The following is a 13,803-nucleotide window of genomic DNA, read 5'->3' on the forward strand; positions in this document are numbered from 1 at the left end:
TGTCTATCTCCTATCACCGATTTCACACTGGCCCTAGGGAGAACCTGGTTCATATGATTCGCCGCTCGTTACCCGCTGTTTTTGCCCTGATGTTCGCTGCGCCCCTGCTGGCGGCACCCACCGGGCAGCAGACGCTGTTCAACTTTGTCCGGCCTGCCGATGTGGTCCAGGTGACGACACAGGATGCCAGCTTGCCGCAATCCAATGCGGAGCAGACGGCCGAGGGCGAAGTGCTGCGGCGTGTGACGTTCAACCCGACGGCGCAACCGAGCCTGCGTCTGACCCCGCAAACCGGGGCCTGGGACTGGTCGCAATCCGGGGTCATGAGCCTGCGCCTGCAGAGCGCGATGAACTGGGCTGTGACGCTGTACGTAAAGATCCAGAGCAACGACGGGAAAACCCTGGTCAGCCGCGTCGACTTGCCTGCCGGCCCGGCGCAGACCCTGTTGGTGCCGCTCAAGCCTAGCTCGCCCCTGAGCCAGGGCATGAAGGCCGGCCCGCCGATGCCGATGACCGTCGATGGCCAGCGAATCCTGCTGGCCAGCAGCGAGGGTGAGCTAGACCCTGCCCAGGTGGTGTCGGTCACGCTGTCGATGGATCAGCCGAAAGTGGCCCAGAGCATCCTGGTCGAGCGCTTTGGCGTGCAGGACGGCGCGGCGGTCACCCAGGCAGTCTACGGTTCTCTGGTGGATGCCTATGGGCAGTCGAGCCGGGCGAAATGGCCGGAAAAGATTGCCACTGACGAGCAGCTCAAGGCGGCCGCCGTCAAGGAACAGCAACAATTGAGCGGCTGGCTGGCCCAGCGCCAACGCTCGGCCCTGGACGCCTACGGCGGCTTGAACACGGCCGCGGCGTTCAAGGCCAGCGGCTTTTTTCGCACCGAGAAGCGCGACGGGCGCTGGTACCTGGTGACGCCGCTAGGTCACCCGTTCTACTCCCTGGGGGTCAATACGGTCACCGCAGACGCCAGCCAGACGTATGTCGCCGGTCGCGAAGGCATGTTCGAAGTATTGCCGGGTAACGACCAGCCCCTGGCTGTCCATTACGGTGAAGGCGACAACCGTGGCGGCAATGGTGTCGATCGCGGGCGCGCCTTCAATAGCGGTCGCTGGTATGACTTTTACGGCGCCAACCTGCAACGCACCTACGGTCAGCCCTGTGTCGCCACCGCCACCGCCACCGCCCCGGCGACGGAGGCCGAAACCGGTGCCGAAGCGCCCGTCGCGCCATGTGCGCCCTATGCCTTTGATGAAAAACGCTGGGCCGGCCACACCCTCGATCGCCTGCAGGCCTGGGGCTTCAACACCCTGGGTAACTGGAGCGAGCCGGCCTTGGGCCACAGCGAGCGGATGCCCTACACCTTGCCATTGTCGATCGTTGGCGATTACACCAGCATCAGCACGGGCAACGACTGGTGGGGCGGAATGCCCGACCCGTTCGACCCGCGTTTTGCCATGGCCACCGAGCGTGCAGTGGCCATTGCCGCCCGCGACCACCGGGATGATCCCTGGTTGATCGGCTACTTTGCGGATAACGAGCTGGCCTGGGCCGGTCCCGGTGACGACCCCAAGGCGCGTTATGCCCTGGCGTATGGCACGTTGAAAATGACCACCGACGTACCGGCCAAACGCGCCTTCCTCAAGCAGTTGCGTGACAAGTACCGCAATCAGGCAGGCCTGTCGAAGGCCTGGGGCATCGACCTGCCGGCCTGGGAGTTGATGGAAGACCCGGGGTTCGTGCCGCCGGTACCCAATCCGGAGCATCCGGAAATCGAAGCCGACTTCAAATACTTCCAGAAAGTCTTCGCCGATACCTACTTCAAGACCATTTCCGATTCGTTGAAATGGCATGCGCCGAACCACCTGCTGCTCGGCGGCCGGTTTGCCGTCAGCACACCCGAAGCCGTGGCGTCCTGCGCGCAGTACTGCGATGTGCTGAGCTTCAACCTCTACACGCTCAAGCCCCAGGATGGCTATGACTTCAGCCAGTTGCAGGCGCTGGACAAACCGGTGCTGATCACTGAGTTCAACTTCGGTTCGCGGGATCGCGGCCCCTTCTGGGGTGGGGTAACGGAGTTGGCGAAGGAGGAGGACCGGGGCCCGGCCTACGCCAATTTCGTCAAACAGGCGCTCAGCGAGCCGTCGATTGTCGGGGTGCACTGGTTCCAGTACCTCGATCAACCGGTAACCGGTCGCCTGCTGGATGGCGAGAACGGACATTTTGGCCTGGTGGGGATCACCGATATCCCGTTCCAGGGTTTTGTCGACAGCGTGCGCAAGGCCAACCTGCAAGTCGTCGATCAGTTCGCCAAGGCGGGCGAACAAGCCCGGCTCGCCGCCGAGAAAGCCGGCAAAACCAGTCAAAAAGCCGAGGGCGAAAAACCCGGCCACGCGCCGCAGGGCGTGGGGCAGGGCAGCCACACGGGTGGACATTCGGCCAACGGTCACTAATCGTTGAAACGGCACGTTTAAACCCGTGACCGCCCAGCCCTAGCGGGTTCCCAAAACCCTCAAGGGCTGGAACAATGCGCTATCGATTCGAGATGTTTCTCCGGGGAGTGGTGGGTGCAGATTCAGGGTCATTACGAGCTTCAATTCGAAGCAGTCCGCGAAGCCTTCGCGGCACTGTTCGATAACTCCCAGGAACGCGGCGCGGCCTTGTGCATCCAGATCGGTGGCGAGACCGTCCTCGACCTGTGGGCGGGCACGGCCGACAAGGATGGCGCTGAGGCATGGCACAGCGATACCATCGCCAACCTGTTTTCCTGCACCAAGACCTTTACCGCCGTGACCGCCCTGCAGCTGGTTGCCGAGGGCAAGCTGCAACTTGATGCTCCGGTGGCCCGCTACTGGCCCGAGTTCGCCGCTGCCGGCAAGGAAACGGTGACCTTGCGTCAGTTATTGTGTCATCAGGCAGGCCTGCCGGCACTGCGTGAGTTGCTGGCACCCGAAGCGCTCTACGACTGGCAGACCATGGTGGATGCCCTGGCGGTAGAAGCGCCTTGGTGGACCCCGGGCGAAGGCCATGGGTATGCGGCAATCACCTATGGCTGGCTGGTGGGTGAACTGTTGCGCCGGGCCGATGGCCGTGGTCCGGGTGAATCGATCGTCGCGCGGGTGGCACGTCCCCTGGGGCTGGATTTCCATGTTGGCCTGGCCGATGAAGAGTTCCACCGCGTGGCGCATATCGCACGGGGCAAAGGCAACGTTGGTGATGCGGCCGCCCAGCGCCTGCTACAGGTCACTTTGCGCGAGCCGACAGCCATGAGCACTCGGGCGTTCACCAACCCGCCCTCGATCATGACCAGCACCAACAAGCCAGAGTGGCGACGGATGCAGCAGCCGGCGGCCAATGGCCACGGCAATGCCCGTAGCCTCGCCGGCTTCTACAGCGGCCTGCTGGATGGCAGCCTGCTGGAAAGTGACATGCTCCAGGAGCTGACGCGCGAGCACAGCCTGGGCGAGGACAAGACTCTACTGACCCGGACGCGTTTTGGCCTGGGTTGTATGCTGGATCAGCCGGACGTACCCAACGCCACCTTCGGCCTCGGCCCTCGGGCTTTTGGTCATCCTGGGGCGGGGGGATCCGTCGGGTTTGCTGATCCCGAACACGATGTGGCCTTCGGTTTTGTCACCAATACCCTGGGTCCCTACGTGTTGATGGACCCGCGTGCGCAGAAGCTGGTGCGGGTTCTCGGCGATTGCCTGTAAAAGGGTGGTTGCCAGGCATTTTTCTGATAAAAGATGCCACAAAGTCATGGAATGGAACCCTGTGGCTTTTCATGTTGCACAGCGTCTGTTTATACGGGTCGCAGACCCACAGCTTTTTATCTCATTTTGTGGATATCCCATGTCACCGAACAAATTCTTAGCCTTGGCCCTGTGTCTCAGCATCACCGGTTGTGCACAAACCCCACAAAGTGACGCAGACGGTGGCCCTTGGTGGTCATTCGGTTCCGGTTCCGACAAGGTTGCGGACAAAGGCACCGCCAAGCCGGACGTCAAGGCCGACGCCAAGGCGCCGGCAGCTCCTGCCGACAAGACCGCCGCCGCCCCGGCAACCCCGGCGCCTGTGGCCAAGGCACAGGACAGCGGCAGCAGCTGGTGGCCGTTCTCCTCCAAGGAGAGCGCCCCCAAAGCCGCCGTAGCCGATAGCAAAGCCGCCGCACCTGTGGCGCCGATCGCGACGACCAGCGCTGCCGCCGCAGCGGCCAAGGCCGACTCCGAGAGCAAATGGTGGTGGCCGTTCAGCAACCAGCCCAAGGCAGTGACCAAGGCGGACATCAAGGATGTCCCGATGCCTGATCCGAAAATCACCCAGGCCTGGCTGGACGACTACGAGCCGCGCCTGCGCAGTGCCATTCAGGACAAGCGCCTGCAGGTCGAGCGTCGCGAGAACATCCTGGTGGTCATCGTGCCGGTGGATGAGGCATTTAACCCGAAACGCCCGGCCATGCTGTTGCCTTCGACCCTCGGCCCGTTCACTCGGATTGCCAAGCTGGTGGAATCCGACACCAAGACTTCGGTACTGGTGCTTGGCCACGGCGACTCCTCTGGCGCTGCCCCGGCAACCCAGACCCTGAGCAAGGAGCGTGCGACTTCGGTAGCCTCGATCTTCAGCCTCGGTGGCATGAAGCGTGATCGCCTGATGTTGCGTGGCATGGGTGACCTGATGCCGCGTGCAGCGAACGACAGTGTCCAGGGGCGTGCCTTGAACCGTCGTGTCGAGATCGTGCTGACCCAACGCACCACCATGCTGGCCCTGCTGAGCAAGTACAGCTCGCCGACCCCACCGGCGGCCGAGATGGTTGCGATCCAGGATGCCAAGCCTGCCAGCGTTGCCCTGGCCGATAAGAAAGCCACGCCAGCGAAAAAAGCCGCACCGGCGAAAAAGGCCACCACGGCCAAAAAAGCCGCACCAGCGAAAAAACAGCCAGCCAAGACCCCGACCCCGGCGAAAAAACCGGTACCGGTCAAAGCTGCTGCAAACTGATCGACCCCGCACAAGGAAAACGCCGTGACCCAGGCTCTGGCTGATATGCGCCGCGACTACACCCGCGATGGTTTGACCGAGGCCCAGGCCCCGGCCGAACCTTTCGCCCTGTTTCACCAGTGGTTTGCCGAGGCGGTGAAAACCGAACAACCTCCGGTCGAAGCCAATGCCATGACCTTGGCCACTGTTGATGAGCAGGGTCGCCCGCATTGCCGGATCCTGTTGCTCAAGGGCCTGGATGAGCAAGGTTTTACCTTCTTCACCAACTATGAGAGTGCCAAGGGCCAGCAGTTGGCGGCCAACCCCTGTGCCGCCATGACCTTCTTCTGGCCGACCCTGGAGCGCCAGGTGCGCATCGAGGGGCGGGTGGTCAAGGTCACGCCGCAAGAATCCGATGCTTATTACCAGGTGCGGCCATTGGGCAGTCGCCTGGGGGCGTGGGCTTCCCCACAGAGTCAGGTGATTGCCGATCGTGCCGAGCTTGAAGGGCTGCTCAAGGCTACCGAGCAGCGCTTCAGCGATAGCCAGCCCGATTGTCCGGAGCATTGGGGCGGCTATCGCCTGCTGCCCGAGCGCATCGAGTTCTGGCAGGGACGTGCCAGTCGTCTTCACGACCGCTTGAACTACCGTCTGCAAGACGGTAGTTGGAGCCGTGAACGTCTGGCGCCCTGAGCAGTCTACCGGGCAGGATAGGTGGCTGCGGCCGCCTCCAGCCACTGCGCCAGGTCCCGGCGTTTGATGCGTTGCTGCCGGGCACGTTCCAGTTGCTGCAGCATGAACTGCTTTTTCTGTTCGTCATTACCCGCCAGTGACAGCGCCAGGTCACGGTCCATCCAGCGCTTGATTCGCACGTACAGCCACCAGTGGAAGTACAGGCCGGCGACGGTGGTGACGACAATGATGAAGTAATCCATGGAAATCCTTGGGCGATGGCGCAATTTTTCGAAATGGCCGCTACTGTGTGTTGAGCTCGCAGACGCCGCTGTACTGCGCCTGAATGAAACCAATTTTATCCGGGCGGCGCCGTGACAGGCGTCAAGCTGCGGAGTTTAATGAATACCTGTCCTTTGGAGTTGATGTTATGCGTAAGTCTGTTCTGCTGGTTGCTACCTTTTCCACGATGGCGATGTTACTCACAGGCTGCCAGTCCAGCCTGACCGGTGACTCCTACTCCCGTGACGAAGCGCGTCGTGTGCAGACCGTGCGCATGGGCACCATCGAGTCCCTGCGTCCGGTGAAAATCGAAGGCACCAAGACCCCGATCGGCGGCCTGGCTGGCGCGGCGGTGGGTGGTGTCGGTGGTAGCGCCATTGGTGGCGGCAAAGGCAGTATCGTGGCTGCAGTCATCGGTGCGGTGGCAGGTGGCTTGATCGGTTCGGCCACTGAAGAAGGCCTGACCCGTACCCAGGGCGTGGAAATCACCGTGCGTGAAGACGACGGCAGCATGCGTGCCTATGTGCAGCAGGTTCAGGAAAACGAAGTGTTCCGTGTGGGTGAGCGCGTACGCATCTCCACCGTGGACGGCACCAGCCGCGTATCGCACTAAGTTCCAACAGTTAAAACAAAACCCCGATCAGGCAACTGATCGGGGTTTTGTTTTTCTCGCATTTAATCGGCTGATCAGGCCGCGTGTACCGGGTTCTTGCGGCTCGCTACCACCATCACGGCATAACCGATCAGGGCGGAGAACAGCGAGCCTGTGAGGATGCCCATGCGGTCCATGCCGGCGTATTCGCTGCTGCCCGCCTCAAATGCCAGGGAACCGACGAACAGGCTCATGGTGAAGCCGATCCCGCAGAGAATCGCCACGCCCAGCACCTGGCCCCAATTGGCACCCTGGGGCAGGGCAGCGATGCCGATTTTCACGGCCAGCCAGGTCAGGCCGAACACGCCCAGGGTTTTTCCGAGCAGCAGGCCGACGGCAATGCCCATAGGCACGTCGTGGGTGAAACTCTCGAGGGTCACGCCGCTCAGCGACAGGCCGGCGTTGGCGAACGCGAACAGCGGCAGGATGCCGTAGGCGACCCAGGGATGCAGCGCATGTTCCAGGCTCAGTGACGGCGAGGGCTCGGCATTTTTGGTGCGCAGCGGGATGCAGAACGCCAGTGTCACCCCGGCCAGCGTGGCGTGGACACCGCTCTTGAGCACGCAGACCCAGAGGATCAGGCCGATGATCATGTACGGGCCCAGCTTGACCACCCCCAGGCGATTCATCGCCACCAGCGCCGCAATACAAGCGCCCGCCAGCATCAACGACAGGGTCGAGAGCGCGCCGGAGTAGAAGATCGCAATGATGATGATCGCGCCCAGGTCATCGATGATGGCCAGGGTCATCAGGAACAGCTTCAGCGACACCGGTACACGCTTGCCCAGCAAGGCCAGTACGCCCAGGGCGAAGGCAATGTCGGTGGCGGTCGGAATCGCCCAGCCATTGAGTGCGGGTGGGTTGTCGCGGTTGAGGAACCAGTAGATCAGCGCTGGCACCAGCATGCCACCGACGGCGGCGGCACCCGGCAGGACGATCTGCGAAGGCTTGGACAGGTGACCATCCAGGACTTCACGCTTGACCTCAAGGCCGATCAGCAGGAAAAACAGGGCCATCAGGCCGTCGTTGATCCACAGCAACAAGGGCTTGGCGATTTTCAAGGCACCGATCTGGGCCACCACGGGGGTGTCCAGCAAGCCGGTGTAGAGCCAAGACAGCGGTGAGTTGTTGATGATCAGGGCCAGTACTGCAGCGGCAATCAATAACAGACCGCTGGCAGCTTCCAACTGAAAGAAACGAGTGAAAGTGCTACGCAGAGGCAAGGTCGCTCTCCATCTATAGATTCAAAAGGTGGCACACCCTAACCTGTGCGGTTAGTTGTTAAAACAAAAGTTATATTCTTTTTTGTTATATACCGTTACAACCTGCGTTCCGCAGAGCCTAGCAGTTGACTGGTGTATTGAACCCTAGCTGTACCTGTGCGTTATGTAGGTTTTTTCCTAAGCTTAGGGTCTGGCCTGTTGTCACCCTCAGGTTTGCCCTCCGCCGCCACCGATTCCACGAGACCCCCACCATGAGCGACAGCCGCCAATGGGCCCGCGAAGCCATCCGTATCATCGAAGCCGACTTCCAGCGCAGTGCCGATACCCACCTGATTCCGTTGCCGCTGGCAGGGTTGCCGGGCATCGAGCTGTACTTCAAGGATGAGTCCAGCCATCCCACCGGCAGCCTCAAGCATCGGTTGGCCCGCTCCCTGTTTCTCTACGCGCTGTGTAATGGCTGGCTCAAGCCGGGTGCCCCGGTGATCGAGGCGTCCAGCGGTTCGACGGCAATTTCCGAGGCCTACTTCGCCCGCTTGCTGGGACTGCCGTTCATCGCGGTGATGCCGGCCACCACTTCCCGGGAGAAGATCGCGCAAATCGAGTTCTACGGCGGCAAGAGCCACCTGGTGCAGGACCCGACGCAGATCTACGCCGAGTCCGAGCGCCTGGCCCGTGAGCACGATGGGCACTTCATCGATCAGTTCACCTACGCCGAGCGCGCCACCGACTGGCGGGCCAACAACAACATCGCCGAGTCGATCTTTCAGCAGATGCGTTTCGAGCGCTATCCGCAACCCAGCTGGCTCATTTCCAGCCCCGGCACCGGTGGCACCACCGCGACCCTGGGGCGCTACGTGCGTTACCGGCAGCACACCACTCGGGTGCTGTGCGCCGATGCGGAGCGTTCGGTGTTCTTTGACTATTACCAGAGTGGCGATGCGAGCCTGCGACTGGAGTGTGGTTCGCGTATCGAAGGCATCGGTCGGCCGCGGGTCGAGGCGTCGTTCCTGCCGAAGGTGATCGATGCGATGGTCAAGGTGCCGGACGCCTTGTCGCTGGCGGCCATGCATTACCTGGCACAACGCCTGGGTCGCAACGTCGGCGGTTCCAGCGGGACCAACCTGATCGGCGCGTTGATGGCGGCCCAGCAGATGGTCGCGGCGGGAGAGCGGGGATCGATCGTGGCTATTCTGTGTGACGGCGGCGAGCGTTATGCAACCACCTACTACAACCAGGACTGGCTGAAGGCTCAGGGCTACGAGTTGAGTGGCTTGATCGCGGCCGTTGCGGCCAGCGTCGAACGCGGTGAGGCACTGCCTGCCTCGGTGCTGCGCGCCAATATCTGAGATAACAACCAAGGCGGGAGCGAGCATACGGAACGTCGTCCGGCTCGCTCCCGCCGAGTGTTTAAGCGTCGATGCCCAGGATATCCCGCGCCACGGCCTCGGCGATGCGAATCCCGTCGACCCCCGCCGAGAGAATCCCACCGGCGTAACCGGCGCCTTCACCGGCCGGGAACAGCCCCTTGACGTTCAGGCTCTGCATCGACTCGTTACGAGTGATGCGCAGCGGTGAAGAGGTACGGGTTTCGATCCCGGTCAGCACCGCGTCATGCAGCGAGTAGCCGCGAATCTGCTTCTCGAACGCTGGCAGGGCTTCGCGGATGGCTTCGATGGCAAAGGCCGGCAATGCCAGCGCCAGGTCACCCAGGGCCACCCCAGGTTTGTAGGACGGTTCGACGCTGCCCAGCGCGGTCGATGGCTTGCCGGCAATGAAGTCGCCGACCAGTTGCGCCGGAGCCTCGTAGTTGCTGCCGCCGAGCACAAAGGCGTGGGACTCCAGTTGCTCCTGCAACTCGATACCGGCCAGCGGGCCACCCGGGTAGTCCACTTCCGGGGTAATGCCTACGACAATCCCGGAGTTGGCGTTGCGCTCGTTACGCGAGTACTGGCTCATGCCGTTGGTGACCACGCGATTGGGCTCGGAGGTCGCCGCCACCACCGTACCGCCAGGGCACATGCAGAAGCTGTAGACCGAACGACCGTTCTTGGCGTGGTGCACCAGTTTGTAGTCGGCGGCGCCGAGTTTCGGGTGACCGGCGTACTTGCCCAGGCGCGCATTGTCGATCAGCGATTGCGGGTGTTCGATGCGGAAACCCACGGAGAACGGCTTGGCCTCCATGTACACGCCGCGGCCGTGGAGCATGCGGAAGGTGTCGCGGGCACTGTGGCCCAGGGCCAGGATTACGTGGCGGGAGTGGATCTGCTCGCCGCTCGCCAGTTCGACGCCGGTCAGTTGGCCGTCTTCGATCAGCACGTCGGTGACCCGTTGCTGGAAACGCACTTCGCCACCCAGGGCACGAATCTGCTCACGCATGTTTTCCACGACGCCCGTCAGGCGGAACGTGCCGATGTGCGGCTTGCTGACGTAGAGGATTTCATCCGGCGCGCCGGCCTTGACGAACTCGTGCAGGACTTTGCGGCCGTGGTGCTTGGGGTCCTTGATCTGGCTGTACAGCTTGCCGTCGGAGAACGTGCCGGCACCGCCTTCGCCGAACTGTACGTTGGACTCGGGGTTGAGCACGCTTTTGCGCCACAGGCCCCAGGTGTCCTTGGTGCGCTGGCGGACTTCGGTGCCGCGCTCGAGGATGATCGGCTTGAAGCCCATCTGGGCCAGCAACAGCCCGGCGAAAATCCCGCAGGGACCAAAACCGACCACCACCGGGCGTTCGCTCAGGTCTTGTGGGGCCTGGCCCACGACCTTGTAGCTGACATCCGGGGCAGGGTTGACGTTACGGTCATCGGCGAACGCCTGCAGCACCTTGGCTTCGTCCCGCAGGCTCAGGTCAATGGTGTAGATGAAGCACAGTTCGGAGGACTTTTTGCGCGCATCGTAGCTGCGCTTGAACAAGGTGAAATCGAGCAGGTCATCACTGGCGATGCCCAGGCGCTGCACGATGGCAGGGCGCAGGTCTTCTTCGGGATGGTCGATTGGCAGCTTGAGTTCGGTGATTCGTAACATGTCGGTATCCGGTTCGCGGGCGCACCAATGCGCCAAGGCGTTGCAAACCGCAGATTATAAGCCTCAACCGGGATTTCCAGTGAGGCTAAAACAACAGCTCGTCGCATCAGTCGCTGCGTGCGCCGCCAAAATAGGCGCAACCACGTTGTACCTGATCGTTGACCCGCAACTCGGCGCTCATGAACTGGACGCTGGGGCGGCTAGGGTCGACGCAGCGCTGGGGGGCGATCCACAGTTCGACGCGCTGGTTGTTGGCTTCACTGCTGAGGTGAAAGCGCCCGTCACCCAGTTGTTCCTCCAGATAGGGCAGGGCCAGGGCCGGTTGTCCGGCGCGCTCGACCACCATGCCCTTGCCACTGACCTTGACGCTCCAGTTGGGCGTATTGCCGCCAGCTTGCAGAATCAGTTTCTGGAAGTCCGGGCTATTGCAGGCGCTCGTGGAGCGTTCCAGGCGATACAGTTGCTGGACATCGAGTTGCGCCTGGCCGTCCGCGACTTTTGCCGAGGGCACCCGGCCACGCAGATCGGCGAATACCTGGTGCTGGGTCCCGGCCAGCGTGGCGGCCTCTTGCATGACGCTGGTGCCGCCGCTGTCATGCACGGCATACAGGGTGTTGCCCTGGCAGGGCTTGAACACCAGCTTGCCGTTGGCCATGCCGAGCTCACCTTGCATGCGGGTCAGGCCGGCCGTGGAGGGCGCCTGGGGCGAACTCTCGAGCAATTGGCAACCGGCAAACAACGGCAGCAGGGCGACAAACATCAGGGAACGGGCAGCACGCATCGTTGGGTCTCCAGACAGGTGCCGCCACGTTACGCAGGCACGCCGTCGATCACAAGGCCAGTGTTGCCCGGGCACGCTCTAGCGCACCCCTGCAACATTGTGTACGGGGTTCCTGCGGGTGGACGCCGATCGGGATCGGCTACTCTAGGAGCCGTTTTTTTCACTGGATCAGGAAGATGCTCATGCGTTGCAAGGTTTGGATGGTGTTTTTGGCAATGGTGATCGGCACATCCACTCAGGCTGCCGAGATCGATTTCTCATCGGCCCTGGACTTCACCAAAACGGAGCTGGTGTTGAAGGACATCGACTCCCCCAACCCCGAGATCGTAGTCTTGAGTGTCACACTTTCCCCCGAGGCCACGGAGCGTATGCGCAAGGTCAGTACGCAATCGATCGGACAGCCGTTGACCCTGTTGATCAATGGCCAGCCGATCAGCACGGCCACCGTACAGTCAGTACTGGGGGCGCAGTTTCGGGTCACAATGTCGCGCGCCATTGCCCGGGAGTTGCTACCGAGCCTCCTGGAGTGACCCGTCGCGGTCAACCGACGTGGAACGTCTGCCCGGTCTGCAAGCCTTCCACGCTCTTGGCATAGGCCAGCCCGACATCGGCCCCGGCCACCGGTTTGTAGCCGCGGAAGTAGGGAGCGTAGCTGCCCATGGCCTCCACCAGCACGGTGGGGCTCACCGAATTGACGCGCATGCCACGGGGCAGTTCGATGGCGGCGGCCCGCACGAAACTGTCCAGGGCACCGTTGACCAATGCCGCCGATGCGCCGCTGCGGATCGGGTCGTGACTGAGGACGCCGCTGGTGAAGGTGAACGAAGCGCCGTCATTGGCAAACTCACGGCCGATCAGCAGCAGATTGACCTGGCCCATCAGTTTGTCTTGCAGGCCCAGGGCAAAACTCTGCGCGTCCATCTCGGCCAGGGGCGCGAAGGTCACGTTGCCAGCGGCGCAGACCAGTGCATCGAACTTTCCGGTTTTGCCGAACAGCGCGCGAATCGAGGCGCTGTCGCTGATGTCGACCTGGAAATCGCCACGGGTGCGGCCGATGCGAATGATCTCGTGACGCGCCGACAGCTCCTTGTCGACTGCCGAACCCACGGTGCCGCTGGCGCCAATCAATAGAATTTTCATCGTACTGTTTCCTCAAGGGGTGAACGAGGTTTCAGTCTAGAGTGGTTTTTTCTTCGGATAAGCGTGCTAATAGGCAACCTTTGGTTTTCTAATGGAAACAATCCATGAGCGAAATGGATGACCTGGCGGCGTTCGCCGTGCTGATTGAAGCCGCTAGCTTTACGTTGGCAGCGCAGCGCCTGGGCTGCAGCAAGGGCCAGCTGTCCAAGCGCATCAGCCAGTTGGAAGCTCGATTCGGCGTGGTGTTGCTGCAGCGCACCACGCGCCGGCTGAGTCTGACCGCGGCGGGTGCGGCCTTGTTGCCCCAGGCCCAGGCACTGGTGGTGCAGGTTGAGCGCGCACGCCAGGCGCTGGCACGCCTGAAGGACGACATGGCCGGCCCAGTGCGGATCACCGTACCTGTCTCGTTGGGGGAGACGTTTTTTGATGGCTTGCTGCTGGAGTTTTCCCGCCAGTATCCCCAGGTGCAGATCGAGCTGGAACTCAATAACAGCTACCGCGACCTGTCTCGTGACGGCTTCGACCTGGCGATCCGCTCCGAGGTCGCCAACGACGAGCGACTGGTGGCCAGGCCGCTGCTGGCCTGGCACGAAATGACCTGCGCCAGCCCGGCCTATCTCGAACAGTTCGGTGAACCCCTGGCCCCCCAGGCGCTGGCCGAGCACCGCTGCCTGCTCAACAGCCACTACAGCGGCCGCGAAGAATGGCTGTATCACCAGCAGCACGAATTGCTGCGGGTCCGGGTATCCGGGCCGTTCGCCAGCAACCACTACAACCTGTTGAAAAAAGCCGCATTGGCCGGCGCTGGCATTGCGCGCCTGCCGTCTTACCTGTTGCAGGCGGAATTGGCTGACGGCCGTTTGCGCTGGTTGCTGCGTGACTACCAGACCCGCAGCATGCCGATGTACCTGGTGCACCCGTATCAAGGCGGCTTGCCCAGACGCACCCAGGTCCTGGCCGACTACCTGATCGGCTGGTTCAAACGCAGTGGGGAGGCGCTGGACCGGCTGTAAGCAGTTTCCGGGCGCACAAAAAAAACGGCCCGAAGGCCGTTTTTCTTG

13 protein-coding genes are annotated in these 13,803 nt (G+C 62.3%); 8 read left to right on the forward strand and 5 right to left on the reverse strand.

Annotated features, from left to right (window positions below; all coding sequences use genetic code 11):
- Positions 1–53 precede the first annotated feature (53 nt).
- The 4 genes from H7995_RS25000 to pdxH all read left to right on the forward strand — a co-directional run bounded on the left by H7995_RS25000 (position 54) and on the right by pdxH (position 5,664).
- On the forward strand, positions 54–2,450 hold the full coding sequence (locus H7995_RS25000) for a beta-galactosidase (RefSeq protein ID WP_182343716.1): 2,397 nt from the start codon (positions 54–56) through the stop codon (positions 2,448–2,450).
- Between the two features lie 114 nt (positions 2,451–2,564).
- Positions 2,565–3,710 carry a serine hydrolase gene (locus H7995_RS25005; protein WP_185819078.1) on the forward strand — a complete coding sequence of 382 codons (1,146 nt, stop codon included), beginning with the start codon at positions 2,565–2,567 and terminating at the stop codon, positions 3,708–3,710.
- Between the two features lie 139 nt (positions 3,711–3,849).
- Positions 3,850–4,992, forward strand: a complete 1,143-nt coding sequence (locus H7995_RS25010) for an OmpA family protein (RefSeq protein ID WP_182343718.1) — start codon at positions 3,850–3,852, stop codon at positions 4,990–4,992.
- Positions 4,993–5,016: 24 nt separating this feature from the next.
- Positions 5,017–5,664 (forward strand): pyridoxamine 5'-phosphate oxidase, encoded by a 648-nt coding sequence (gene pdxH / locus H7995_RS25015; protein ID WP_182343720.1) that lies wholly within the window; start codon positions 5,017–5,019, stop codon positions 5,662–5,664.
- A gap of 5 nt (positions 5,665–5,669) precedes the next feature.
- Here the strand turns inward: pdxH and H7995_RS25020 are convergent, their stop codons facing one another.
- Entirely contained in the window at positions 5,670–5,906 is a 237-nt protein-coding gene (locus H7995_RS25020) for a hypothetical protein (RefSeq protein WP_166592633.1), read from the reverse strand.
- 167 nt (positions 5,907–6,073) lie between these two features.
- Here H7995_RS25020 and H7995_RS25025 point away from each other — a divergent pair, with 167 nt between their 5' ends.
- Positions 6,074–6,538, forward strand: a complete 465-nt coding sequence (locus H7995_RS25025; protein WP_095166966.1) for an outer membrane lipoprotein — start codon at positions 6,074–6,076, stop codon at positions 6,536–6,538.
- 74 nt (positions 6,539–6,612) lie between these two features.
- Here the strand turns inward: H7995_RS25025 and nhaA are convergent, their stop codons facing one another.
- Entirely contained in the window at positions 6,613–7,800 is a 1,188-nt protein-coding gene (gene nhaA, locus H7995_RS25030; RefSeq protein WP_166592634.1) for a Na+/H+ antiporter NhaA, read from the reverse strand.
- Between the two features lie 251 nt (positions 7,801–8,051).
- Between nhaA and H7995_RS25035 the strand changes: the two genes are divergently transcribed.
- Positions 8,052–9,146, forward strand: a complete 1,095-nt coding sequence (locus H7995_RS25035) for a PLP-dependent cysteine synthase family protein (protein WP_166592635.1) — start codon at positions 8,052–8,054, stop codon at positions 9,144–9,146.
- Between the two features lie 61 nt (positions 9,147–9,207).
- On the opposite strand, the gene H7995_RS25040 is transcribed toward H7995_RS25035, so the two are convergent.
- Together H7995_RS25040 and H7995_RS25045 are read right to left on the reverse strand one after the other, a co-directional pair.
- Positions 9,208–10,821: an NAD(P)/FAD-dependent oxidoreductase gene (locus tag H7995_RS25040; RefSeq protein ID WP_166592636.1), complete on the reverse strand. Its 1,614-nt coding sequence runs from the start codon at positions 10,819–10,821 to the stop codon at positions 9,208–9,210.
- A 106-nt stretch (positions 10,822–10,927) separates the two neighbouring features.
- Positions 10,928–11,602: a hypothetical protein gene (locus H7995_RS25045; protein WP_166592637.1), complete on the reverse strand. Its 675-nt coding sequence runs from the start codon at positions 11,600–11,602 to the stop codon at positions 10,928–10,930.
- 182 nt (positions 11,603–11,784) lie between these two features.
- Here H7995_RS25045 and H7995_RS25050 point away from each other — a divergent pair, with 182 nt between their 5' ends.
- The gene (locus H7995_RS25050) at positions 11,785–12,132 is read left to right on the forward strand and encodes a SecDF P1 head subdomain-containing protein (protein WP_166592638.1); all 348 of its coding nucleotides are present in this window, start codon (positions 11,785–11,787) and stop codon (positions 12,130–12,132) included.
- A gap of 10 nt (positions 12,133–12,142) precedes the next feature.
- On the opposite strand, the gene H7995_RS25055 is transcribed toward H7995_RS25050, so the two are convergent.
- A complete protein-coding gene (locus H7995_RS25055; protein ID WP_166592639.1) occupies positions 12,143–12,742 on the reverse strand; it encodes a short chain dehydrogenase in 600 nt (199 codons plus the stop codon).
- A gap of 104 nt (positions 12,743–12,846) precedes the next feature.
- Here H7995_RS25055 and H7995_RS25060 point away from each other — a divergent pair, with 104 nt between their 5' ends.
- The gene (locus tag H7995_RS25060; RefSeq protein WP_182343721.1) at positions 12,847–13,755 is read left to right on the forward strand and encodes a LysR family transcriptional regulator; all 909 of its coding nucleotides are present in this window, start codon (positions 12,847–12,849) and stop codon (positions 13,753–13,755) included.
- The last annotated feature ends 48 nt before the right edge of the window (positions 13,756–13,803 follow it).

The sequence above is a fragment of the Pseudomonas kielensis genome, assembly GCF_014236655.1.
In the GTDB taxonomy this organism is placed as follows: domain Bacteria; phylum Pseudomonadota; class Gammaproteobacteria; order Pseudomonadales; family Pseudomonadaceae; genus Aquipseudomonas; species Aquipseudomonas kielensis.